Source organism: Bacillus sp. SN32, assembly GCF_002837495.1.
GTDB classification, from domain to species: Bacteria; Bacillota; Bacilli; order Bacillales; family Bacillaceae; genus Bacillus; species Bacillus subtilis.
Window position 1 is genome coordinate 24,861 of sequence record NZ_PJCT01000009.1, and the last position, 24,834, is coordinate 49,694.

The following is a 24,834-nucleotide window of genomic DNA, read 5'->3' on the forward strand; positions in this document are numbered from 1 at the left end:
CTATGGCTAAACTAACAGCCACGTTTGAATTACATGATAAGATTTCCCGCAAGCTTCGAATGATACAAGGCAATGCTGAAAGACTTAAGAGGGCCGCTAATGGCCCTCTTATTTTTGAGGCTGAAGACCGGACTGAGAGAGTTATGCGGCGGATTGACCGATCGGCCAACCGTTTGACCGGACGGGCTCGATCGCTTGAAGTGGATTTAGATGATCGAGCTTCGAATGGCTTACATTCTATACGTCAGCAAGCTGAGGATCTTACCGAGGGCAGGCATGAGGTGACGGTTTCCGTAAATGATCAAGCTACACCGCGTTTTCGCTTAATCCGTGGAGGTCTTTCTGATTTGAATCGCTCGCACGCTGAGCCAACTGTTTCAGTTCGTGATCATGCTTCAAACCAATTAGATGAGATCCGTCGTCATGTGTCCGATGTAGATAGCGAACATGCAGAGCCAACTGTTTCTATTAAGGATAGAGCTTCAGCGGCTCTAGATGCAATTGAAGCGAAAATAGACAGCTTGAAGGATGCTACCATTACTCTGGCAGTTGCAGGTGGTTTTTCTGCAGGTTCAATTATGGGTTCAGGTAAAAGTACAATGTCTCAGGATGCTTATGTGTCAGCAACTTCAAACGTTAATAAGAAAGATGTTGCAAGAATGACGGATCAGATCTATTTCAACAATAAAGCGGGCAGTTCTCGGGAAGAAGTCAGTTTATCTTTGAGAAACTTATCGCAACAGACAGGGGCTTCTAAAAAAGCTCTTGCTGAATTGACTGAGTCGTCAAGTAAGATTGCCCAGCTCATGAATGCTGATCAGGCAGAAGTAGATCGTGCTTTCAGTTCAATGTATAACAACTTGAAATTGTCCGGGAAACAAAGCGGAGACTTAATTGCTTATGTATATCGGAATGCTGGTGACCAAGCCGACGATTTATTGGATACGATGAATGAATACAGTTCCACCTTTAAAGACTTGAAGCTCACAGGCGGCCAGATTGCAAACGCCATGATAAAAGGAACAAAGGGTGGCGCCAGAAACTTCGATAACCTTGCCGATAGTATGCGTGAGTTTAACATCCGCCGAACCGAAATGTCTGATAGCCAAGTGGACGCATTTAAAACGCTGTTCGGAGTCAAGGAAACTAAGAAAATGTTCAAGGGCTTCAAAGATGGATCAATAAGCGGAGAGGAAAGTTTATTTAGGGTGGCAAAAGCCCTTTCTAAAGTGAAAGACAAAACAAAGCGGGCTGCTATCGCGACTGAGCTTATTGGAACACAATATGAAGACCTCAAGCAACCGATTCTAGATATGGCTGAAGGTATTGGTACAAGTGCCAAAACAAGTGGTGAATTAGAACGAAGCTTTACGAAACTTCGGGATAATAACCCGATGACACCTGTTAATGATGCCATGAGAGATTTTGAAAGCATATCTAAGGATATGGGAACCTCTCTGCTAACTGGATTAGGGCCGGCCTTTGATAAAATCAGCTCATTCATTAACAGTAAAGAAGGTCAGGAAAAACTTAAAGAGATCAAAAAAGATATTGCCGATCTTGGTGAGGAGATAGGTGATAAGTTAAACGTAGCCATTGAGTGGAGCGTCAACCATTGGGATGATTTGAAAACAGCGATTAAAGTTGTGATCCCTTCTTTAATTGGGTTGATTGGTTATTTGAAAATACTACGTCCGCTGTTAAAAGGCATAGGTACTGTCGGAAGTGATGCAGCAGGAGTAATCCGAAAGTTAATTCCAAAACGTACTCCTAAAGCTGGCACTAATACGCAAAGTGAAAGGAGGAACAGTAATCGTAATGCCAGCACAGGGGGCAGAGAATCCAAAACTGCTACAGGTCCAACGAGTTTACCTCGAAGCGGCAGCTTAACATATTGCTGTTGTAGCGATGGAGGTGAAAATGATCGCATTCGTAGAAGACGAGGGAAAAGAGTTTTAGGTCAACGCAGTAATCCAAACCGAATGAACCCTTCTGACAGAGCAATTACTGTGTCATCTGGACAATTGGAGAGAAGGCGTTCCAGTAGAACTGTAAGTACTAATCCAACCAGAGGATCAAGACCAGCAATAACCACTACGAGATCAGAGCTATACTCAGCTGGTAGAGCTGCAGGCGGTACATCGAAGTTCGGAAAAGTCTTAAGTCCTATGAAAAGTGTTGGCAAGTTTGCAAAGGGAGTCCCTGTATTAGGAACAGCGTTAGCGGCAACAGATTTAATTGGGATGAATAAAGACAATGTTGGTGAAAAAATTGGATCAGCTGGCGGTGGCCTTGCTGGGGCGGCTACAGGAGCAGCTATTGGCAGCGTTATTCCTGGAGTGGGAACAGCCATTGGTGGAATAGTTGGTGGTATAGCAGGCACCATGGGTGGCTCAAGTTTAGGTAAAGCGTTTGATGGTTCAGAAGTAAAGAAGAAACTAGACAGTACATTATTTGATCAAAAATGGTGGTCTGAAAAATGGTCCGGTATTAAGAGTAATGCGAAGACTTCTCTCAATGGGTTAAGTGATACATGGTCTCATGTAAAAGAAAAGGTGAAGTCTACTTTATTTAATAGTGAATGGTGGTCTGAGAAGTGGTCTGGCGTTAAAAGCTGGGCACAGGACAAATGGAATAGTGCATCATCTGTTTGGGAGTCCGTAAAGGGAAAAATAAAATCCACTTTATTCAGTGAGAAGTGGTGGTCAGGAAAATGGGAAGGCGTAAAAAGTTGGGCTCAAAGTAAATGGGACAGCGCGTCTTCTGTTTGGCAATCAGTTAAAGGAAAGCTGAAGTCCACTTTATTTAGCGAGAAATGGTGGTCAGGAAAATGGGAAAGTGTAAAGAGCTGGTCAAAAAATAAATGGGACAATGCTAAATCAATATGGAAAAGTGTTAAGAGTTCCATCTCAGAAACCCTTTTTAGTAAGAAGTGGTGGTCTGAAAAGTGGCAGAGTGTAAAGGAATTGGGAAGCAGTATTTTAGGCGGGGTAAAAGAAGTTGGTGGTAAAGTAGCTTCAAGTGCGAAAAAAACTGCTGGTAAAGCGTGGGGATATGTGAAGAGTGGCCTAAATTATTTATTTGGTTCGGGAAAAGAAAAGCCAAAGAAACATGCTACTGGTGGTTACATTACGAAGCCAACAATATCTTGGATTGGTGAAGCTGGTAAAGAATTCGTTATCCCTGTTGAGAATAATAAAGGTCGCGGCAAAATGCTCCTTTCTCAAGCTGCTTCGAAATTAGGGATGAGTGTTGTTGATGATATAGCGTCTGCTTCATCTGCAGGAGGTGAACCGGCAACTTCCCCGCTAGTCCATAGTGCGGCGGTGACTGCTTCTGTATCTCCTATCATTGACACATCCAGTCTTGATGAACAAGCGACTTCATTTGGTCAACAGTTCACTAAAGGCTTTAATCAAGGAATTGGAGATCATGTTGTTTCTATGGACGCTTGGAAACAGAAAAACGTTGGCCAGCCAATGAACAATTTAATCTCTTATTCTCCGAATTATGGAAAGCAAGTGGTTAATGGCTATGCTAAAGGTCAGAACAGTACTTTAACTGGTACAGATGGCTTCTTGCAGACGAAGGTTAAAACACCATTCCAGAACACCGTAAATAAATCCTCTTCATGGGGAAGTGGAACGGTCAAAGGTTTTGCTTCCGGACAAAATAGTACTCAAACTGGTACTGATCAATATGTCAGCACTCATATTAACAAGCCGTTTATCCGTTCTAAAGAATCATCAAACGGATGGGGAAGCGGTATGATCGGTAATTTTGTTTCAGGCATGACTTCTAAGGCAAGTGAAGTCCATGAGACTGCCAAGGAACTGGCGAAAAAAGTTGAGAAGGCATTTCGTGAAGAGCTGGATATTCATTCACCTTCCCGTGTCATGATGAGTCTCGGTCGTTTTGCCTCTATTGGTATTGTAAAAGGTCTGGATTCTGTGGATGTGAAAAAGTTTGCTGAAAAACAAGCAGGCTCACTAGCTGCCGCTTATTCTGGAATGGGCGCAGTAAGCGGAAATGTGAAGCAATGGCTCATGGCTGCTATCATGGCTACAAAGACACCGATGAGCTGGCTTCCAGGGCTGATGACAATTGCTCAGCATGAGTCAGGCGGTAATCCGAAGGCAATCAACTTATGGGATAGTAATGCGAAAGCAGGACATCCATCTCAGGGGCTCATGCAGACAATCCCAAGTACCTTCAACGCACACAAATTGCCGGGAATGAATAATATTCTTAACCCGATACACAACGCTGCTGCTGCGATTGGCTATATCAAAAGCAGATATGGATCAATTAATAATGTACCAGGCATTAGAAGCATGAAGCACGGAGGTCCATATGTTGGCTACGCTAACGGCGGACTTATTACCAAAGAGCAGATTGCACGTGTCGGTGAAGGAAACAAAAGGGAATGGATCATCCCAGAGGAGAGAGGTATCCGTGGACGTTATTTATTAGCCCAAGCAGCTAAGGCACTCGGAATGGAAGTCACAGACCCATCTCAAAAAGGTCAAACTGAATTATCTTCCGGTCAGGTAACAGCAGCTACAACAGGCAGTCAGCAAACAACTGTTACAGCATCAGGAGGTAAAGAGGTTATTATTCAATTTAATGGCGATCAGCATTTTCACAATGACAAAGACATGAACAGCCTTGTAGCTAAGATTAAGCAGGCCCTTGTCGATGAGCTTGAACAGGATATCAACATTGGAACGAAGGGAGTCGTTGCTTTTGACTAAATCCATATATGAATTCTGGATTTCGCAAGGGAAGGACAAGCTGCGGCTTCCTGTCCTTCCTGAACAAATTGATATTTCAAACACAATTCAAAATGAATCAGTAAAAGTGGCTAGTTTTGGGGAGATCACTTTTATTGATAAACCGGGAGCGAAAGAAATTTCGTTCTCTTCTTTTTTTCCAAAGAAACACAGTCCGCTTGCTGAGTATAAAGGATTTCCTTCTCCTGAAAATGCTATTGCAAAGATCGAGAAATGGGTGAAATCTAAAAAGCCGGTTCAATTCTTAATTACTGGAACGAAAATTAATTTAACTTGCAGTATCGAGGTTTTTTCTTATAGCGAGGGCCAAAAAGATATAGGTGATCGTGATTATGAAATAAAGCTGAAGGAATACAAAACTGCTTCGCCGCGGAAGATCAAGCAGAAGAAAAAGACGAAGAAGAAACGGCCATCTAAATCAGCTCCTAAAACGTACACCGTTAAGAAAGGCGATACACTGTGGGACCTTGCCGGCAAATTTTATGGAGACAGCACAAAATGGCGCAAGATCTGGAACGTCAATAAAAAGGCTATGATCAAACGAAGCAAACGGAATATCAGGCAGCCAGGGCACTGGATCTTTCCTGGTCAAAAATTAAAGATACCGCAGTAAGCAGGTGATGACATGATAGAACTTTTCGTCATTAAAGAAACGGAGTGGCTTGAGCTGGTAACTGAAAGTGTTTCTCTTGAGGGACAACGGTATCAGGCACCCCGATCGATCACAGCAAAGATCATAACGAAACAAGGAACCCATTCATATTACAGCGTATCAGAAGGGGATACGGTTCTGTTTAAGTGGAAAGGGAAAGAGCTGTTTCGAGGTATTGTGTTTTCTCGCAATCCGGAAGAACATGGGCTGACCTTTACGGCTTATGACATGCTGCAATATCTGGTTAAGAACAAAGATGTTTATGTGTTCTCCAATAAGCGTGCAGACGAGATTATTAAACGCCTGGCAAGAGATTTTCAAATCCCAACGACATCCATTGCAAATACGGGTTACACCATTAAATCATTAGTGTTTAAAGATGATACGAGCCTTTATGACATGATTCTGAAAGCCTTGAAACTAACGAAAAGCCAAACCGGAAGGAATTATCAATTATATTCTGCGAAGGGAAAGCTTGGCCTTCGCGCTTGGCCTGATCCGTCAGAAGTATGGGTGCTAGAATCGGGTGTGAACATTACTGGTTATCAATATAGCACTTCGATTAATGACACAGCCACAAGAGTAAAGCTGCGGCGTCAGAAAGACAATAAAACTTATACGGCTACCGCAAGTGACAACACGGGTATCAGCAAATACGGCGTGCTTCAGTATGTAGAAACAGTATCAGATAACATTAACCAGGCACAGCTTCAGCAGCGTGCGAAAGTTAAACAGGCACAGAAGAAAGGCGTCAAAAAAGAACTCAAAAGTATTCAAGCAATTGGGATTCCAGATCTTCAGAGCGGCTTGCCTGTCTATATCTCAATTCCGGAAGTCGGGGTTAAGAAAACATACTGGATTGATACAGATAAACACGAATTTAAAGGATCGACACACACGATGACCATTGATGTGGTTGAGAAAAATTCTATCCCTGATGGTGTTTCCTCATGAGATTAAGTGAAGCAATCAAACATTTGGCTGTCGGTGCAGTTGATTCTGAGTCACCGGTGGATATTATACCAGCTGAAGTGATTTCCGTTTCCCCTGTTGAGATAAGGCTTAATGAAAATGACAAATTAATAATACCTGCCGATTTGATTATTGTTCCAAAGCGGCTGCGGGCCGGTGAAGAAGAAGCATTGAATACAGGTGAGCGTGTGATGATTGTCTCCTTAAAAGGCGGGCAATCATTTTTTATTCTCGACAAAATATAGGAGGTGTTTGGAATGGCTTTGTCTCCGGAAATCGAGTTTGAGGATATAGAGGATGACAGCGAGGTCATAGAGACCTCGCAAACCTACAAAATAGATTTTGAAAATGGCCGTATCACAAATGAAATCATCACAGGCCTTGAAGCGATTAAGCAGTTTGTATATCTGTCTCTCCATACTGAGCGATATGCATATTCTGTTTACAGTCATGACATTGGAAATGAGCTTCAAGAAGTGTTGGCAGATAACGAAACAACAGACGCATATAAGAAAATGGAGATCCCGCGGCTGATAGAGGAAGCACTGATCTATGACGATCGGATTTCTGCTGTTACAGATTTTGAAATAGAAAAACAAGGCGAATCGTTCCGTGTCTCCTTTACAGTCGAGACTGACGAAGGAACATTGGAGATCAAGGAGGTGCTTGGCGAAGATGTTTGAAGATCAAACCTTTGAAGTGATTATGGACCGTATGTTAAACAGCATTTCAGCGGACATTGATACAAGGGAAGGAAGCGTGATTTATAACGCGTTAGCTCCTGCAGCCGCAGAATTGGCCAAGTCTTATATTTGGCTCGATACTGTGCTGGAACTTGTCTTCTCGGACACAGCACAAGGAGAATTTTTAGATCGTCGGGCTACTGAAGCCGGCATCGAGCGAACGGCTGCCACGAAAGCAGTCCGGGCAGCGGAGTTTACTGAAGGAGTAACCATTCCAGTGGGTTCCCGCTTTTTTGTAGATAACCTGTATTTCCAATACACAGCTGACGGGACGTTGGAATGTGAAACAGCGGGGGAAGCGGGGAACGCAAATATTTCCGGCCAGAATCTATTGTCATTAGACACCATACCAGGACTCCAAAAAGCGATCGTGAAAGAGATTCTAATCCCTGGTCGAGAAGAGGAGGATGATGACAGTTTAAGAGCTAGATATTTTACCCGCGTGCGTCGGGAAGCTGTCAGTGCCAATAAAGCTCACTATAAACAATGGGCTGAAGAAGTAGACGGAGTAGGGAAGGTAAAGGTCTTTCCGCTTTGGAACGGGGACGGTACAGTCAAAATTGTCGTGACCAATGCTAACTTGGAACCTGCTTCCGATATTTTAATATCAAAGGTGAAAAACTATATTGATCCTGAACCCGGACAAGGTGAGGGACAAGCGCCAATAGGTGCCTTTGTCACAGTGGAGAGTGCGGTATGGAAAGAGGTTGAGATTTCAGCCGAGGTACTTCCCGAGATCAATAACTCTATCGATCAGGTAAAGCAAGAAATCGAATCAGGTGTTTTAAATCTTTTTAAAAAGATTGCTTTTGAAGATAACGTCATCCGTTTATCGCAGATTAATAATATCGTCTACAATTCACCTTCAGTAAGTGATTACGCAGATATTAAAATCAATGGCGTGGCCGAAAATTTGGTTCTGAGTGACGTCGAAATCCCTAAATTGGGGCAGGTGAACATCATTGAGCAAACTCGATGAAATGACTGCTTACCTGCCGCCGTTCCTTATCAAGTTAAAGGAAATGGCTGAACTTCTTAAAGCGGAAGCTCCGGAATTTGAGAAGCAAAATAACAGCATATTTGATCTGACAGATCAGCTGTTTGTTACTACAGCAACCTGGGGGCTTGAACGATGGGAAAAGATTTTGAACGTACCGCGGGAATCAGGTGACACCGATGAGATCCGCCGATTGCGCATAATCTCTAAAATGTCCAATATACCGCCGGCAACATATAAGGCTATTGAACAGGCATTAAATCGGTTCCTGAAAAATCCGTCTGCTCAGGTCAGGCTACTTCAAGGACAGTACCGTTTTAATGTTGATATTGATATAGATGATATGCAGCATATGAGCGAGCTCATAGAAACATTGGAGAATATGAAGCCAGCTCACTTGGCGTATACCTTGCGAGCTGCTTTGAATGAGCCACTCAAGATAAAAGATACTGTCATTCTGAATAACAGAAGGTATCGAAAAACAAGTGAGCTAAAGGTAGGTTATTCCGTCACGCTCAATAATAACGAGGTGGTCCTTGTATGATTACACAGCTTTATAGAGAGCGAACAGCTGCAGATTTGAAAAATAGAATATCGAAAGTGCTGCTGAATGGAAATGAAACAAAAATTGTGGAAGTCACTATTCAGGGGGCCGTTGTCACGGTGCTTACTCATCGAGAAGAAGATATCAAACACATTGAGAGTGTGCAGATCCTTGATGAACAGAACAACGTGATTACGGAAAGAACAACAGATTTAGATGTAAGTAACAATAGAACGCTGGACTTTAGATTTACTTTTGAGGTGGTGTAATAAATGGCATATGAAGCAAAAACAGACTGGCTGCCAGATGATCCGATCAATGAGGATGATGTAAACCGTTGGGAGAAAGGCATTCAAGATGCGCATAAAGATTTAGCTGTACATAAAAATGACATGAACAACCCTCACAATACAACAAAGGCGCAAATCGGGCTAGGGAACGTAGATAATGTACAGCAAGCTTCGAAAAAAGAATTTGAAGAGCATCGTAATGATTTACAACGGCACATTACACCAGTAGAACGGGAGAATTGGAATGCAAAAGAAACAACTGCCGGAGCTCAGGAAAAAGCGGATAAGGCTTTATCGGATGCAAAACATTACGTGGATACCAACTACAAAAATAACAATCTGACGTTAATTACTGGAGACAATGCTATTCAAGATGCAAGAACAGGAGGGGAAGAATATCCGTTAGGACTGACCTTAATGGACATTGGTCAAGGGAATACTACTGGCTACCCTTTAGGTTATGGCATTGTCAAAAATGAAAAATATAATAATTACCGTTTCACTCAATACTTTTACGGAACAGGAAATGAGTCTGGGACTTACTACGACAGTACAGGAGTTTGGATTAGACACTGGTGGAGTGGTTCAGGCTGGACCTCTTGGCAAAAGATATCGGGGTTCGTTCATGCCAATATTGGAACAACAGGTAAGCAACTTCTTATCAAAGGCGAAAAGCAAAAAATTCGGTTTAATCGAAAGATAAAAGACAGTCATAATGCCTTTGACACTAATGATTGCCGGTTTATCTGTCCAAACAGTGGAATGTTTCTAGTCAATGCCGGTGTATATATCGAAAACGTTCAGAGATATGCCAACTATGAATTAGAGATCTACTTAAACGGAACGATTTATAAGAACATAGCACATTATAGAAATAGTCCTGCTAGCCCGTCTGATACCACAGATTTCAATGTTGGAGTATATGGAGCTGCCACTGTTCCAGCTGATAAGGGGGATTATATAGAGATGTATCTTTATGTGGGTTATGACGGTAATACTTCACGGTATATCTCTGATAACTCAGGATGGTATAACTACTTTGATATCACAGAAATCGGCGGCAGAAATTACCCGAGATTCTAGGAGGTGCTTCTATGATTTTGTATGATGCGATTATGTACAAGTACCCTAACGCAGTACCGAGAAAAGATTTTGAATTACGGAATGACGGGAATGGCTCATACATTGAGAAATGGAATATCAGGGCGCCGTTACCGACTCAGGAAGAATTAGAGGCCTGGTGGGAGGAGTCACAGAAAAAAACGTCTTATGAACCTCCCAATCAGATTGAGCTACTCGCGAAAGAGTTATCTCAGGAGAAGCTAGCTCGTAAACAGCTTGAAGAATTAAATCAAACTTTGGGAAGCGAGCTCTCAAAAATAAAGTTGCAACTGCTTACTCTACAAGGAGGGAGAGATTCATGAATTATTGGGTGCTGGCTTTGCATTATAACTGGGCTTCTTCTGAAATGGTGAAACAGGCAATTCATTTCAAAGATTGCTCGTCCGAAGACTTACAGAAAGGAATAGAGAAAAATCTAATCACAGCAGAACAGTATAAAGAGATCACCGGAGAAGCCATTTAGGCTTTTTTATTTTGCCTTAAAGGGGGTGGTTCCGTTGTAAACCCATGCTCACCACTAATGATCTACTATAGCAAGGAGGATTTTTAATGGCATCATATAGTTTTCAATTTCCAACAGATGCAACCGGTAAGCCAGGAGCGGCTAAACCTTATCGAGAAGGGAACAGGGATTTTGTAGTACCCGTGGCTACTATTTCAGGTAATGCGGAGCTGCTGACGAACGCAGTTTTAAAAGCGACTGAAGTGTACACGCAATATGGCCAAGATCGATTAGGTCAGATTTTAATTTCAAAAGTAAAAGGTCACGCTTATTCTGATCGTGAAGGTACCCTATTCATAGAAGAAAGTAACGATATGAATTCATGGACCACAGTCTCTTCATTGGTTGTTAAAGCAAATACACTTGGCGAAACCGAATGGATTCATTTAACTAAACGATATTTCCGTTTCAGATACGCAAATGGTAACCTACAACAATCTGAATTTTTACTATACCAGTCATTGGGGGCAGGTGAAGAGGATATAAACATTAACCACACTGTTCCTATTACAGCAGTTGCTCCGTTCTCAGTCCAGTTAGATAAAAGCGGGTTAACTAATGATGGTCGTTTAAAAGTTCAAACTGAAGGCTTGAACCTTAGCTCATTAGACACTCAAGCAAAAACAATGGATATTATCTTTCACGATAAAACAGAAACGATAGGTGAGGGTAACCCATTCACCGTTGGCTCATTCAAAACGTTACTCATTGAGGTTTATGGGACGGCTGAGACAAGTGAATTGAAGTTCTGGGGTAAATCCTTATCGGGAACAAAAAGAGCCCTTAGAGGGCAAAAAGTGGATGATGGAACGTTTGCCACTAACACAAAAGGGAAATCAGAAGCTTGGTCATTTAACATTACTGGCTTTAAAGAAATTGTTATGGAGCTTACAGCTTTAACAAATGGAAACTTTTCAGTTAGAGGGACGGCCGTCTCATAAGATCTGGCTGTCCTTTTTTATTTGCCTCGGAGGAGGTGATTAGAAATGGAGGAGACAAGTTTGTTTATCAATTTTGAAACATTAGATTTAGCAAGAGTATATTTATTTGGAGGGGTGAAGTACCTTGATTTACTTCTAGTGCTTAGTATAATTGACGTTTTAACAGGAGTAATTAAGGCATGGAAATTCAAAAAACTGCGGAGCCGAAGCGCATGGTTTGGCTATGTCCGCAAGCTGCTCAATTTCTTTGCGGTTATTTTAGCAAACGTTATTGATACAGTCCTCAATTTAAACGGTGTCCTAACTTTTGGTACCGTTCTTTTTTATATAGCTAATGAAGGATTGTCAATAACTGAAAACTTAGCACAGATCGATGTTAAAATCCCATCAACAATAACAGATCGATTACAAACAATGGAGAACGAAAAAGAACAGAGTAAGAATAACGCAGACAAAGCTGCTGGCTAAGCCAGTGGCTTTTTTTATTACACAAACAGAAGGAGAGAGGATATATGGCCATTAAAGTTGTAAAGAATCTAGTCTCTAAATCAAAGTATGGATTGAAATGTCCTAATCCAATGAAAGCTGAATATATCACTATTCATAACACTGCTAATGATGCTTCAGCAGCCAATGAAATTTCATATATGAAGAATAACTCTAGCTCAACGAGTTTTCACTTTGCAGTAGACGATAAACAAGTCGTTCAAGGAATTCCAACTAATCGTAACGCTTGGCACACAGGAGATGGAACAAACGGTACAGGGAATCGTAAGTCGATTGGTGTCGAAATTTGTTATAGCAAGTCAGGAGGGGCACGATATAAGGCAGCGGAAAAACTCGCTATTAAGTTTGTAGCGCAACTACTTAAAGAACGAGGATGGGGTGTTGACCGTGTCCGCAAGCATCAAGACTGGAACGGTAAGTATTGTCCGCATCGTATTTTGTCAGAGGGAAGATGGAATCAAGTTAAGGCTGCCATTGAAAAAGAATTAAAGGCGCTAGGTGGGAAAACAAGCTTAAGCAAAGCAAGTGTAGCTAAAAAGAAAACAACAAACACAAGCAGCAAAAAAACGTTATATGCGCTGCCTTCTGGCATCTATAAAGTGACAAGCCCTATGCGAAAAGGGGATGACGTAAGGAAGATTCAAAATGCTCTGGCAGCTCTTTATTTCTATCCAGATAAAGGGGCGAAGAATAATGGAATTGACGGTGTGTATGGCCCAAAAACAGCAGATGCCGTAAGACGGTTCCAGCTGATGAATGGACTAAATCCTGATGGCATTTATGGACCGAAAACGAAAGCAAAAATTAAAGGGCTTTTGAAGTAATAAAAGGTCCCTTGAATTTTCAAGGGACCTTTTATGGATTATAAAGTTTCAATATTCTTTTCTATTTTTTGAATAACTTGTTCGAGCCATACTAATGGAGATACTCCGTAACTACGAATGTCTACTCCGTCAGCAGCTTCATCGATAAAATCATTCTTTTCTTCATCCGTATAATCACTGTTAATAAAATCTTTTAATGCTACTATATCAGTTTCTTGCTCTTCTTTTGGAATATCTTCTAAGTATTCGTCCAGTGCTGATTCTGGAGTTTCTATATCTTGATGAAAAATACCTCCTAGAAATTGAAAAACAGGTTCGGAAATGTTTGTATCTATCATGGTATCACCTCGTTGGGTAGCCAGTTAATATAAAGCTACCATCTTTGTTCTTTTTCAATATAATTTTAGCATTAGTTAAATCAGTAATTGTATCTTCTCCCTTTGGTATTCCTCTTCCTAAAACTTCATTCCCTTTATAAGAGAGTACTAAAGGCTTTTTTACATCACTATTTAACCATTTTTCTATTTTCGCTTTATTATTTGTGAGAGCACTATTAGCGACTCTTTCTGCAGTTGCTCTATCTTTAAATGATGATGAACCGGATATCTTCTTGTTACTCATTTTGCTCTTATCAAGTCTTTGAATTAGTTCTTCGTCGGTCTTCCCAACATGTCTTTCTATAAGATGCCCGCCTTTTGCCTCGTGAGCAGCTAATCCTCCACCAGGTGCGAGAGGGGTACTATCACCTTGTTTGACATTACCTATACCCATGTTGTTAGAAGTCTCAGATTTTCTAAGTACACTCTCTTTTTTATCTTCAATAATACTTTTTAATAAAGGCGTATTCTTTATATTATATGTATTGTCGATGTCTTGGGCAATCCCTACAAGTGCAAGATCATTCTTATTTCTAACAATAGAATTGATGTAAGCTTTGCCTTTGTTTATCCCTTTATTGACATGAGCAGCAGCTGTTCCACCTTCAACCACTTTACCTACTTTAGAAAGCTTGGTTGTAGTTTGTACTGCGGCACCCGCACCTTTTGGCCCAACGATATTTCCTATCGCATAACTGATATAATGCCCTTTTTCGTATGCATCGCCATTTACCATTTTATCATTCCATGAGTCGACCAGGTTTGTCCAGATGATTTTTGAATAAGAGGGGACGCTTAATACTGTTGTTATTGTTTTTGTAAGTTTTAATTCGATAGGAAGCTGTGAATATTCCCAGGCGCCCACAACCAAGTCTTTGACGCCATATATCGTATCGTCAATCGCATCGTTAAGCCCATCATTAACTCCATCGATGAAATCAATTGCTGCCTTACCGGCATTGATCACACTTTCACCAACTTCTTCGAGCTGTTTTGCTTGTTCAAGCTGCACCACATATTGTAACTGTGCAGGCTCAAGGTTCTCATACCCGATCTTCTTGGCAATTTCTAAGTATTCATCCGGATCCGTCACTCCGTCAGCTAACTTCTTCTTCAGCTCTTTGATTTCTCGCTCTTTAGCTTCCTCTTTCTTAATCGTCAAATAAGCTTCCGTTCGCTTTTCAATATCGCCTTTTTTCTTATGTATATCACTCTCACGGTACGCCTTGGCGTTGTAGTGAATGGGCGTAGCGTTTTTGCCTTTGCCCGTTGCTTCTTGGAGCTTTTGGAAATCTGACTTGATGAATTGTTCATTTGGTTCTGACATGGCATATTCTGTCAGTAAATCTTCGTCAAGGTCACCTAGTTTTTCAATTGTTTTTTTGCGTTTATCATTGGCATCTGCAAGCTCATCTTTGAAGGTTTCTATTGAAAACAAGTCGAGCGGGAGGATGTCGTCGATATCGTTTAGAATATCTTTCATGGCTTTTTTCTGTTCAGACATGATGGACTTTGATTTTTTATGGGCGTTAGCCAGTTCATGTTCTAGAAAAGACTCTTCAATATAAGCATCAGAGAGGCCTTTGTCCTCGACAGCTCCAGCAATGCTGTTAAAGAATGCAATTTTCATGTCAATGTAATCGATCCATTGATCAGTCACACCAACATGATCGTGATAGAATGCTTTAATGTTATTAGCGCCTTTACCTGAGAATTCGCTGTCGTCCAGTTCAGCGACGCTTTGTAAAGCCTTTCTCAAGTTGACCATTTGCGTCCTTAGTTCTTTATATTCTTTGGCGCGGTCTGTAGCTTCAAACATAAGTGTTTTGGCTTCAAATACTTTCATGATCATATCCTTTCAATTTAATCATATAACAAAATATTACCATGGAAGAAAGAAGAAACGAACTTAAAATTAACTTGATTGATCGTATCAAGGATACCAAAGAAAAAGTTTAAGGTTTTTTTGCTGTTCAAACACTTTTGAAAATATCAAAATACATAATAAGGAATAAGGAGGGGGTCCTGTAAATCCGTTTTACCATTTGCATATGCTATAATCGATCAAAACACAAAAGGGAGGTAACGGGTGGTACTCTTCTTCGCCATACTCGCAGCAGTCATCATACCGCCCTCCTAATTAATCGAAACACAAGGTATTCCACTAACATAAATCCCTAATCTAAAAGTCCGAGTTCAATTTCTCGGCCCCACCTAACTCAGTTGTTGCCCAAGGGGAGTAAATTATCCGAAGTGGCTGCTGCTCTGGATTATTTAAGAAAAAATTTTTCTCATGAAATAAAGTTAGACGGACTAGCTAAAAAAGTAAACCTTAGCCAGCAGCTTTATATCATCATTTTTAAACAAGTGACAACCATAAACTCCGATCCAATACCAAAGAGTTTTACGTCTTCATGAAGCAAGGCGGTTGATTATCGGAAAAGATATGAGGGTTGCTGACGCTGCCTTTCAAGTTGGCCATGAAAGTCCTTCTTATTTTAATAGAGAGTATAGAAAGATGTTCGGAAAGCCCTCAGGGAAAAATCGTAAAGAGAATCTGAATTTATATAATATATAGTCCAGATCAAGAAGCCGCATACAGATGCGACTCCTATCAATTTATATTTAATAGAAAGTAACCTTAAGGACTTTCAGCCCTATCGCCGTATATAAACAAATTTAATCCCTCATAATCTGTCATAAAACTTAGCATATTCAATATGGATTCCAATTTAGAAGTTTAAAAGCGATTGATGGGCTCATGAATATCTCTCAAATCTACCGGACAGTGGGTGAGTAAAATACGTCACTATGCATATGCTGTATTTTTTCCCAGTTGGCGGGATTAGTTGTATCAGGAGAGCCGTGCTCCATAATTGCCTGATATAGGGCAGTTTTTTGTTCCAAATGGGCAATGTGCTGTTTGGCTTCTTCGAGCTGAGAGAGTGCTTCTTCTTTATGCTCCATCATGAGTGTGTACCGTTGTGGAATGGTCGAATCTCCTTCAAGACAGAGATTCACGTACGTTTTAATGACTTCAATCGGCATCCCGGATTGCCTGAGGCATTTGACGCCAAACAGCCAGTTGATTGATTCTTCGTCGAACAAACGAATATTGTTTTTATTGCGCTGCACGCTCGGCACCAGGCCTTTATCCGTGTAAAAGCGCACCGCATGCTCGGTGAGTCCGGTTATCATCGCTGCTTCTTTGACTGTATGCATGTGTAATCCTCCTTTAAAAATTTTTTTAAAAAAGTGCTAGCCTTCGTGTTACACGAAGGTAATAAGCTTATTATAACGCAAACTACCCGTAGCGGAATTCATTCTGTGTGCCCGATTTTCGCGCTGCGTGCTGTTTGTCGTTCTACATTTGAACAATAGGAGGAATTACAATGCAAACCGTAACATTAAACAATGGAGTGAAAATGCCAATTATCGGCTTCGGTGTTTACCAAGTCCCCGATGCTCAAGAATGTGAAAACGCAGTATATGAAGCACTGATGGCCGGTTATCGTCTGATTGACACCGCTTCCGGTTACCTAAACGAGGAAGCAGTTGGACGTGCAATCAAGCGGAGCAGCGTACCGCGTGAGGAGCTATTCATTACGACCAAGCTCTGGATTCAGGATGCCGGCTATGAAAGCGCCAAGATAGCATTTTCCAAATCATTGAGTAAGCTACAGCTGGATTATCTTGATTTATACCTTATTCACCAACCATACGGCGATTACTACGGTGCTTGGCGTGCGATGGAGGACCTGTACCGTGAAGGCAAAATCAGGGCAATCGGAGTCAGCAACTTCCACCCCGACCGTCTAATGGATCTCATCATGCATAATGAAATCGTGCCAGCCGTCAATCAAATCGAAACGCATCCATTCTACCAGCAAAAAGAAAGTGCTGCTTTTATGAAAGAGCAGGGAGTACAACACGAGTCGTGGGCACCGTTCGCTGAAGGACGCAATAACATGTTCAGCAACGAAGTGTTGACTTCCATTGCGGAAAAACACAATAAATCTGTCGCCCAGGTCGTGCTGCGTTGGCTTGTTCAGCGTGAAGTCGTTACAATCCCAAAATCGGTGCGCAAAGAACGGATTGTCGAAAACTTTGACATTTTCGATTTTGAGTTGAGCTTAGAGGATATCGAACAAATTTCAACTCTTGATAAAGGAGAAAGCCTTTTCGGGTCGCACCGAGATCCACAAATTGTAAAATCAATAAGTGCTATGAAATTTGATCTGTAACTGCCAGAGGAGATAATAGTGAAATATTTATTACCATTGTATGTAGGTGAACAAGATTCGCTTATCTTTCTTAGAAATAAGAAAAAGCCGTTATGCAACGGCTAAAGGGAATTAGAAGTAATGTTGTTTATCGAATCAAACAAGGAATTCATGAGTAGGTGCTAGAGTTACATTCCGGGATGCTTCCTCCATTATACAGGAGAAAGAACGGATAGAGTCCTTACAAAAAAGCAGGCATAATGCCTGCTTTTTTATTATGAACGAACCGAAGAAAATGTTTGCGGTTTTTTTGCGGTCCGAACACTTTTTAGAAATGTTAGAATATTACATAAAAAGACATAAAAGGAGGGGTCCTGTGAATCCGGTTTTATCATCGTCAGAAGTTGGCGTAAAGATCAATGAATGGTATAAAATGATACGTCAATTTAGTGTCCCGGATGCAGAGATTTTAAAGGCAGAGGTGGAGCAAGAAATCCAACGGATGGAGGAAGATGAGTATTTACTCATTTACTTCTCCCTAATGAAATTCCGTCATCAGCTCATGTTAGATTATTTGGAACCCGTAACTACACGTATAAGACCAACTATTGAGGAACTTCTTGAAAAAATTGAGACTTCAAATAAAGGCATATCTGGCCTGTTGTCGTATTATTCTCTGTTTTTCAGAGGGATGTACGAGTTTGATAAGAAGCAATACATGAAAGCTATCTACTATTATAGAGAAGCCGAAAAGCAGCTTATATATGTCCCTGATGAGATCGAAAGGGCAGAGTTTCATTTTAAGTTAGCTGAAGCATATTATGGTATGAAGCAAAGTCATGTGTCTATGCATCACGTTAAACAAGCATTGGATATTTATAATCAATATGAACTTTATAAGGTGCGAAAAGTTCAATGTATGTTTGTTATTTCAGGAAATTATATTGATTTTAAACGTTATGAAAAAAGTCAGCCGCACCTTGAAAAAGCATTAGAGTTATCTAGGGAATTGAATAACAAGAGGTTGATTAGTTCTGCGTTATATAATTTAGGCACCAATTTTGCTGACAGCGGTGATTACGAGCAAGCGGAAGTATTCATGAAGCAAGCTGTGGAGATTACAGAAAAAGAAAAGCTCACAAACTTGCCACATTCTTTATTTTCTTATGCGAAAATCCTATTCAAACAAGGAAAAATGAATGAAGCTATCCAAGTAAGTAAGAAGGGTTTGTCAGCAGCTCTTTATCAAGGTGATGAGCTTTTTGCAAAATTACAGGGATATTTAAAAGCTCTTTATGTCGATGCAGAAGATCAACATGGTGTTAATCAAACCATAGAGTACTTAGAAAAAAATAAGAACTACTCATATATTGAAGACATTGCCTGTGAGACCGCAGCTGCTTACGCAAAATCAAAAGAATTTGAAACATCCTATGTATATTATCAGAAAATGCTTGAGACTCAAACACAAATTCAAAGGGGAGAATGCCTGTATGACTTTTAAAAAGAAGGTATGCCTTATCCTGGGTTTGTCACTTGTATTAGTATGTGGTTTCGGAGTCAACTTAACCGTAGATCAAACTCAAAACACATTTCATATTGCTTCAGATCGTCTTCAAACTTGATAATATTACTTCTAAACCTCCTTCTAAAATGGAGGTTTTTTTATTTGATATCAACAGAAACAATGGAATCAAATGCGATATAATTAGTATCCCTTTTAAATCCTTGAGGCCTAACCTTATTTTTTGGGGAGAGAAAAAGGCAATAGGGCACCGCAATTTAAATTTCGGTGAGACCGCAATAACTTTTTGGCCCTCATTAAATCAAAATAGTTATGGAGATTATCAAAGTTGGTTAATAAAAACAAATTAAAATTTATTGGAGGAATTAAAATGGCAAAGTATGAAGAAGTAAAAAATGGCGTTATTTTTCCTGCGGGAGAAAAAATGGAGCATTTTTCTCAATTTTTTTGAGAACAAAGTTATCTAAAAAGGTAGCCTCAAAATTAAATAGACTAAATTAATAAGAGGATAGTATGTTCAATATAAGAGCACATATCCTCTTTTCTTTTGCATATTTAAATTATTAAACAGTTGTTGATAATAACGTACAATATATGAGAACTTAAGTTTGTTTTTAGTGAAGGACATAGCCCACAGCTTGTTCTTAATTTAATCAATTTTTTCAATTGTAACTGTAATATTACCTTTAAAACTTGCAAGCTTTTCTGTTCCGGACACTATCCTACCTAATTTAATAAGTCCCTTTGCATAACCAAAATCCCTATAAAATATAGCTAAATTTCCCCAAGGAGCATAATACGTAATATCCCCTAAAGAAGCATCGGTACCATCTGGAGAATCGGTAGTAGACAATCTTTTTGGAAGATCGCTAATCTTTTCCGTTCCCGCATAGTCTTCAAATGTTAGCATAAGAGGAAGAAGTTTTATAAAATCACTTGCTGCTTTACTGTCATTCAAAGTAGCAGTATATAAGTCCTCACCAACAGTTAATCTTATTTTCATTTATTTCACGCCTTCTTTTATTTATTTCACTGATTTTGTTGGACGAATTAGGATTTCACTTACAGCAACAGATTCCGGTGTGCTAATTGTGCCAATTCGTTGATTACTCAACAAATCAACCAAAATTGTTGAGTATCTATAAAAGGTTGGTTAAGTCAGCATGTCTAATATGCATATCATCAACCAATCGCTGCATTATTTTAATAACTTCTTGGCTTAAGGTAACGGCTGTACCAATTTCAATACTTTTCCGTCCTTTTGTTTGTATGACCGTCATAATAACTAACGCATCGAATCATTTGATTCGATGCGTTAGTTATTTACAATTTGTTATAGGTTTCATCATCAACAGGTTCTAACCATTCCGGCTTACCTGCAGTGATTGCAATGTGTACAAACCAACTATCTTTTGTAGCGCCATGCCAATGTTTAACACCATCGTGAGTGACTATAACATCACCAGCTTTTAAGAATTGAGCAGGTTTTCCTTCTTCTTGGTACCAACCTTCGCCAGCAGTTACTAATAAAATTTGAAAACCATCATGATGGATATGCCAGTTATTTCGGCATCCTGGTTCAAAAGTCACACTTCCAACACCAACGTTGATTTTAGGGTCAGAGACTAATCCTTTAAGGTAACTTTGACCCACGAAAAATTGCGAAAAAGGATTTTTTTCTCCCGCAGGAAAAATAACGCCATTTTTTACTTCTTCATATTTTGCCATTTTAATTCCTCCGATAAATTTTATTTTTATTAACCAGCTTACAAGCAGGTGTTTGTCCGACTTTCATTTATATTCTGTTATTTTAACTTACCCCCAAATACCGGGAAGAAACTATGCTCACCATAATTCTGGATTTGCTCTACATTTTTCAAAGTCTCCATATCTGCATCGCTGATTACAAAATCAAGTTCTGCATTGTTTCTCATGTGATCTGGATTTGCTGTCTTAGGAATGACTACAAGACCAAGCTGGATATCATATCGTAGGCAAAGCTGAGCAACAGATACTCCGTACTTATCAGCTATTACCTTAACCTCTACATTATCGAGAACTGCACCGTGCGCAATTGGTGAATATGCCTCTACTAGGATGTCATTCTTCTGGCAGAATTCAATTAGTTCCAAAGGAGTATTGCTCACATGTGCTAATATCTGATTTACCATAGGCTTGATCTCACAATTTTCAAGAATATTCTCTATGTCATCCTGAAGGAAATTAGAAAGACCGATTGCCCTTACCTTTCCTGCCTTATAAGCATCCTCCATTGCTTTCCATACTTCTTTGTTCTCTTCGAAATAACGGTTCTCCTCACGGAACTCCACCCAAGGCTGTGGGCTGTGGATAATAAGAAGATCAATATAATTTAATCCCAATTTTGTTAAAGACTCATCAATGGAATGCGTAACTGCATCATAGGTCTTTGCTTCTGCAGCAACCTTTGTCGTAATGAAAAGTTCTTCTCTTGTAACACCGCAGGAACGGATTCCTTCACCTACACCAGTTTCATTCATATAAGCTTGAGCAGTATCAATATGACGATACCCGATAGAAACCGCATCACGCACTGCCTGTGCAGCCTGTGCATCGTCTAGTAGCCAGGTACCAAGACCTAATTTGGGAATTTCTGTACCATTTGATAATTTGTAAGTATCGTTAAACATGCTTTTGTCCCCTTTACATTGTTATGTTTTTGAATCACATTTCTCTTAAGGAGTTTCTTCAAGTGAAACAGAGATCTTGACTCTCCAGCATTTACTTAATCCTTAACCGTTTGCCTTAATTTTCAGGTATAATTTCATTGATGCAAGCTAATGCGTTTAGTGTTCTCGGAAAGCCTATATATGGGAGGCAGTGAGTGATGGCGGTGACCAATGTTTCCTTACCATTGCCTACATTTTTGTTACCCAGCACATGTGACTTTACTTGGCTTTCGCAACCACCCAACGTACTGATAATACAGAGTGTCAACAACTCCCGTGTTTTCAAATCAAGTCCTCCACGGGTGTAAAAGTCTCCAAAGCAAAAAGAGGAAAGATAATCCTGCATATGCTTTTGATTTTTTGGAGTAGACTCACGCATTTTTGTAATGACATCTCCAAAAATCTCTACCTGTACGGATAGTCCCTTGTCAAAGCGATTTTCTTCATCTACAGTCTTTTGGCTTTCTATTGGTAAAGTGACATTCTTCGCTTTGAAAACCTCATTAACTTCATTGATGGCGTTTAATGTTTTAGGAAAACCGATATATGGAGCACACTGGTAAACTGCCTCTTTAATTTCTACTGGTGTGAGCCCAACGTTTAGTGCCGCAGCAACGTGTGCCTTGAGCTGAGGCAATGTCTGGTTGGCAGTAAGCACTACCAGGGTAATCAACTCGCGTTGCCTGTCATCCAGATTTCCATGATGAGAAATTTCCCCAAATATGAAGCGGCTAAGGATGTCTTGAAAATCAGGATCGGTAGCGTATACGGCTGGTACTCCATTTCCAAATAGCTTTTTGTACTTTTCTTTGCTCTTTTCAACACGATCCATAAATAGCCCTCCTGCTTAAATTTACATTACTTATACTGTTCCAAAAGTAGAAAAGCATGATGTTTGTAAAAACAATTATTGATGATTAATCAACACCTGTTTATAATTATAAAAAAGCCCTTCACGCTTTCAATGGTTAAATTAACGTAATTCGTTGATTACTCAACACATAAACTAAATTTGTTGAGTATCATTGGAAAGATTGGTGAATAGAAGAATAGCCCAAAGCCAGGTAGCTTTAAAAAAATGCTGTAATTGAACTGATGTCCGAAAAAAGTTTTGATGACATTACTATTCAGGATATTGCAGACTGAGCAGATGTTAATCGAGGGACAATTTATCTTCATTACACGGATAAATAAGACATCTTGAAATGACATTTCAAGAAGGAAATTATGTCTGTTTTGAATACTGTGAGCGCAATTATTTATTCTTTTCAACGATGTTAGCGAGTAAAGTGCCCCTTATTTTCGCAGTCGTTTTCTGGATTTGGTTATAGAAGAGTATAAAGCTGAAGTGATGTAACGAGGGAAAAAATAAAGATTTAAATGATGTAGTACTTCTCAATTTTTTAGCTCACCATTTTTTAATCATAATTGATATAAACGTATAGAATTTGATTGCAAGTGAATATAAAGAATGTAATGAAAATAAACTTTCATAACCATAAATAAGAAATTATAATGTTGAGGGCCTAGTGATGAATAACTCGTGAAGGTTCAAGTTCTTTCGGCCGCATCAATGATACCAAGAGTTTTAACACCCTTGGTATTTTTTATGTCTTTGAAGAAAATGTGTTTGTGACCAAAAGTGCCACTAACTTATAGTGAGTGATCTGTTTACAGTTCATATGATTGTCAAATATAAATACATGATTTATCTGTTGAAAATATAAGGTTAAAAAAAGCCGATCATCCTCAAAAGGACAGTCGGCTCTTTCTTAATAAAAATATGAAATGAAAGTTCATTAAAATATCGAGTTTATCTAAAAAATTGTTTTGTGGGACTATACATGTTCGTTCTGAGTAAAATCGATATCAAGCTCAATATAACTGATAAAAATCCTACTAACACGACGTATTGTGTACCTAATTGTGATATAAATAATCCACCTACAGCTGTACCAATTGTTGTTCCTACATTAGCAGATGTTACAAATAATCCATTTGCGAAATCAGGAGCTTCTGGTGCAGCAGACGTAATCCAATATTGATTTATATTATTTCCTATACCAGCTACTATTCCCCAAACTAAAGTAATGACAGCCATTGGTAAAGTAAATTGTCCTATTAAAAATAATATGATGTATACAATTCCTAATACAAATGGGTAAGAAACAACAGTCTTGATGGTATCTTTAGTAAGTAACTTACCTGCAATAATATTCCCAATGATGTTTGCCACACCGAATATGACTAATATGAAACTAATTGTATTAGGAGACATATTCGTAACTGTTTTCAGATACTCAGCAAGATAACTATAAACCCCAAATATTGCTGAATTTATTAAAATGACTGTAACAATGGAAAGCCAAGTAATTGTTTTTTTTAATACACTTACCTGTTTGCCGTAAGAAAGTCTTTCTTTTACAGGCATAGAAGGAAAAAATACTAATGTAGCAATGAATGTTAGAGCATTCACAATTGCAAAGAATAACATTGCGATATGAAGCGAAACTGTACTAGCAAGAAAACTTGCGATTGGTACACCAAGTACCATACCTGCAGAAACGCCCATAAGTACCTTGGCAACAGCTTTTGGAGCTTCTTCCTTGTCAACTGAGTTAGCAGCTATTGTAAAAGCCGCTGAAAAATAAATGGGGTGAAAAATGGCTGGAATTACACGAGCAATGATAGCTATCGTAAAGTTTGTTGCAAACAGAGAGACAATGTTACCCAGAACAAAAATACCAAGTACAAGTAACATTACCTTCTTGCGATTGATCCCCGAAAATAATAACGGCATAGTAGGACCGCAAATAGCAACAGTAAGTGCAAAGAGACTTACCAGCCACCCGGCCTTAGATACACTAATATGAAAATAATCAGCAATAGAGGGTAATATCCCTATAACCCCCATTTCAGTATTGATAATGCCGAAAGTTCCTACGGTGAGTATTAATATTAATAAATTATTTCGTTTAACCAAAATAACAACTCCAATCTTTATTGATGGATCAACAAGCAATAGTAAAAAATGCCCCAAACCATATAGGGGCATTTTTTTATTATAGAATTTAAAGTAACTGGCATGCAGGGCTAATAATCCTTAATCGCCAA

General features: G+C 39.6%; 26 protein-coding genes and 1 pseudogene. 19 read left to right on the forward strand and 8 right to left on the reverse strand.

Annotation, left to right across the window (positions count from 1 at the left end; all coding sequences use genetic code 11):
- The first annotated feature begins 2 nt into the window (after nucleotides 1-2).
- The 14 genes from CW370_RS20215 to CW370_RS20280 all read left to right on the forward strand — a co-directional run bounded on the left by CW370_RS20215 (nucleotide 3) and on the right by CW370_RS20280 (nucleotide 12,887).
- Entirely contained in the window at nucleotides 3-4,754 is a 4,752-nt protein-coding gene (locus CW370_RS20215; protein WP_101169951.1) for a phage tail tape measure protein, read from the forward strand.
- Complete coding sequence (locus CW370_RS20220; RefSeq protein WP_021480096.1) at nucleotides 4,747-5,406, forward strand: LysM peptidoglycan-binding domain-containing protein; 660 nt, start codon at nucleotides 4,747-4,749, stop codon at nucleotides 5,404-5,406. The genes CW370_RS20215 and CW370_RS20220 overlap by 8 nt, the downstream gene beginning before the upstream one ends.
- A 12-nt stretch (nucleotides 5,407-5,418) precedes the next feature.
- Nucleotides 5,419-6,399, forward strand: a complete 981-nt coding sequence (locus CW370_RS20225) for an XkdQ/YqbQ family protein (RefSeq protein ID WP_101169952.1) — start codon at nucleotides 5,419-5,421, stop codon at nucleotides 6,397-6,399.
- Nucleotides 6,396-6,662 carry a DUF2577 family protein gene (locus tag CW370_RS20230; protein ID WP_101169953.1) on the forward strand — a complete coding sequence of 89 codons (267 nt, stop codon included), beginning with the start codon at nucleotides 6,396-6,398 and terminating at the stop codon, nucleotides 6,660-6,662. The genes CW370_RS20225 and CW370_RS20230 overlap by 4 nt, the downstream gene beginning before the upstream one ends.
- Before the next feature lie 12 nt (nucleotides 6,663-6,674).
- The gene (locus CW370_RS20235) at nucleotides 6,675-7,100 is read left to right on the forward strand and encodes a DUF2634 domain-containing protein (protein WP_087961243.1); all 426 of its coding nucleotides are present in this window, start codon (nucleotides 6,675-6,677) and stop codon (nucleotides 7,098-7,100) included.
- Nucleotides 7,093-8,139: a baseplate J/gp47 family protein gene (locus CW370_RS20240; RefSeq protein WP_095317836.1), complete on the forward strand. Its 1,047-nt coding sequence runs from the start codon at nucleotides 7,093-7,095 to the stop codon at nucleotides 8,137-8,139. Before CW370_RS20235 ends, CW370_RS20240 begins: the two co-directional genes overlap by 8 nt.
- Nucleotides 8,123-8,701, forward strand: coding sequence for a YmfQ family protein (locus tag CW370_RS20245; protein ID WP_042976562.1), 579 nt, complete (start codon nucleotides 8,123-8,125; stop codon nucleotides 8,699-8,701). The genes CW370_RS20240 and CW370_RS20245 overlap by 17 nt, the downstream gene beginning before the upstream one ends.
- Nucleotides 8,698-8,970, forward strand: a complete 273-nt coding sequence (locus CW370_RS20250; protein WP_101169954.1) for a hypothetical protein — start codon at nucleotides 8,698-8,700, stop codon at nucleotides 8,968-8,970. The genes CW370_RS20245 and CW370_RS20250 overlap by 4 nt, the downstream gene beginning before the upstream one ends.
- 3 nt (nucleotides 8,971-8,973) lie before the next feature.
- Nucleotides 8,974-10,074, forward strand: a complete 1,101-nt coding sequence (locus CW370_RS20255) for a hypothetical protein (RefSeq protein WP_101169955.1) — start codon at nucleotides 8,974-8,976, stop codon at nucleotides 10,072-10,074.
- An 11-nt stretch (nucleotides 10,075-10,085) separates the two neighbouring features.
- Complete coding sequence (locus tag CW370_RS20260) at nucleotides 10,086-10,415, forward strand: XkdW family protein (RefSeq protein WP_101169956.1); 330 nt, start codon at nucleotides 10,086-10,088, stop codon at nucleotides 10,413-10,415.
- The gene (locus tag CW370_RS20265) at nucleotides 10,412-10,576 is read left to right on the forward strand and encodes an XkdX family protein (protein ID WP_101169957.1); all 165 of its coding nucleotides are present in this window, start codon (nucleotides 10,412-10,414) and stop codon (nucleotides 10,574-10,576) included. The genes CW370_RS20260 and CW370_RS20265 overlap by 4 nt, the downstream gene beginning before the upstream one ends.
- Before the next feature lie 86 nt (nucleotides 10,577-10,662).
- A complete protein-coding gene (xepA, locus tag CW370_RS20270) occupies nucleotides 10,663-11,556 on the forward strand; it encodes a phage-like element PBSX protein XepA (protein ID WP_101169958.1) in 894 nt (297 codons plus the stop codon).
- 45 nt (nucleotides 11,557-11,601) lie between these two features.
- A complete protein-coding gene (locus tag CW370_RS20275) occupies nucleotides 11,602-12,024 on the forward strand; it encodes a phage holin family protein (protein WP_101169959.1) in 423 nt (140 codons plus the stop codon).
- Nucleotides 12,025-12,068: 44 nt separating this feature from the next.
- Nucleotides 12,069-12,887 carry a peptidoglycan recognition protein family protein gene (locus CW370_RS20280; protein ID WP_101169960.1) on the forward strand — a complete coding sequence of 273 codons (819 nt, stop codon included), beginning with the start codon at nucleotides 12,069-12,071 and terminating at the stop codon, nucleotides 12,885-12,887.
- A 38-nt stretch (nucleotides 12,888-12,925) separates the two neighbouring features.
- Here CW370_RS20280 and CW370_RS20285 read toward each other — a convergent pair whose 3' ends face one another.
- Complete coding sequence (locus CW370_RS20285; protein WP_101169961.1) at nucleotides 12,926-13,225, reverse strand: contact-dependent growth inhibition system immunity protein; 300 nt, start codon at nucleotides 13,223-13,225, stop codon at nucleotides 12,926-12,928.
- A gap of 4 nt (nucleotides 13,226-13,229) precedes the next feature.
- Nucleotides 13,230-15,110: a ribonuclease YeeF family protein gene (locus CW370_RS20290; protein WP_101169962.1), complete on the reverse strand. Its 1,881-nt coding sequence runs from the start codon at nucleotides 15,108-15,110 to the stop codon at nucleotides 13,230-13,232.
- 582 nt (nucleotides 15,111-15,692) lie between these two features.
- Here CW370_RS20290 and CW370_RS21640 point away from each other — a divergent pair.
- Complete coding sequence (locus CW370_RS21640; protein ID WP_234398249.1) at nucleotides 15,693-15,842, forward strand: helix-turn-helix domain-containing protein; 150 nt, start codon at nucleotides 15,693-15,695, stop codon at nucleotides 15,840-15,842.
- Between the two features lie 200 nt (nucleotides 15,843-16,042).
- Here the strand turns inward: CW370_RS21640 and CW370_RS20300 are convergent, their stop codons facing one another.
- On the reverse strand, nucleotides 16,043-16,486 hold the full coding sequence (locus tag CW370_RS20300) for a MerR family transcriptional regulator (RefSeq protein ID WP_029318107.1): 444 nt from the start codon (nucleotides 16,484-16,486) through the stop codon (nucleotides 16,043-16,045).
- Nucleotides 16,487-16,656: 170 nt separating this feature from the next.
- Here CW370_RS20300 and CW370_RS20305 point away from each other — a divergent pair, with 170 nt between their 5' ends.
- The 3 genes from CW370_RS20305 (at nucleotide 16,657) to CW370_RS21740 (ending at nucleotide 19,463) form a co-directional block, all read left to right on the forward strand.
- Nucleotides 16,657-17,508, forward strand: coding sequence for an aldo/keto reductase (locus CW370_RS20305; RefSeq protein WP_101169963.1), 852 nt, complete (start codon nucleotides 16,657-16,659; stop codon nucleotides 17,506-17,508).
- 355 nt (nucleotides 17,509-17,863) lie between these two features.
- Complete coding sequence (locus CW370_RS20310) at nucleotides 17,864-18,991, forward strand: Rap family tetratricopeptide repeat protein (protein ID WP_101169964.1); 1,128 nt, start codon at nucleotides 17,864-17,866, stop codon at nucleotides 18,989-18,991.
- A 349-nt stretch (nucleotides 18,992-19,340) separates the two neighbouring features.
- Nucleotides 19,341-19,463: a hypothetical protein gene (locus CW370_RS21740; RefSeq protein ID WP_267892372.1), complete on the forward strand. Its 123-nt coding sequence runs from the start codon at nucleotides 19,341-19,343 to the stop codon at nucleotides 19,461-19,463.
- 198 nt (nucleotides 19,464-19,661) lie between these two features.
- Here CW370_RS21740 and CW370_RS20320 read toward each other — a convergent pair whose 3' ends face one another.
- From CW370_RS20320 to CW370_RS20335, 4 genes are all read right to left on the reverse strand, one after another.
- Nucleotides 19,662-20,015: a cyclophilin-like fold protein gene (locus CW370_RS20320; protein WP_101169965.1), complete on the reverse strand. Its 354-nt coding sequence runs from the start codon at nucleotides 20,013-20,015 to the stop codon at nucleotides 19,662-19,664.
- Between the two features lie 320 nt (nucleotides 20,016-20,335).
- Nucleotides 20,336-20,740: a cupin domain-containing protein gene (locus tag CW370_RS20325; protein ID WP_101169966.1), complete on the reverse strand. Its 405-nt coding sequence runs from the start codon at nucleotides 20,738-20,740 to the stop codon at nucleotides 20,336-20,338.
- Nucleotides 20,741-20,817: 77 nt separating this feature from the next.
- Nucleotides 20,818-21,681, reverse strand: coding sequence for an aldo/keto reductase (locus CW370_RS20330; RefSeq protein WP_101169967.1), 864 nt, complete (start codon nucleotides 21,679-21,681; stop codon nucleotides 20,818-20,820).
- Between the two features lie 115 nt (nucleotides 21,682-21,796).
- On the reverse strand, nucleotides 21,797-22,552 hold the full coding sequence (locus CW370_RS20335) for a carboxymuconolactone decarboxylase family protein (protein ID WP_014477411.1): 756 nt from the start codon (nucleotides 22,550-22,552) through the stop codon (nucleotides 21,797-21,799).
- Between the two features lie 202 nt (nucleotides 22,553-22,754).
- On the opposite strand from CW370_RS20335, the pseudogene CW370_RS21645 reads away from it, so the two are divergent.
- Nucleotides 22,755-23,039 (forward strand): annotated as a pseudogene (locus CW370_RS21645) (TetR/AcrR family transcriptional regulator); the annotation flags it as partial.
- A gap of 494 nt (nucleotides 23,040-23,533) precedes the next feature.
- On the opposite strand, the gene CW370_RS20345 reads toward CW370_RS21645, so the two are convergent.
- A complete protein-coding gene (locus tag CW370_RS20345; RefSeq protein WP_101169968.1) occupies nucleotides 23,534-24,703 on the reverse strand; it encodes an MFS transporter in 1,170 nt (389 codons plus the stop codon).
- Nucleotides 24,704-24,834: the final 131 nt, after the last annotated feature.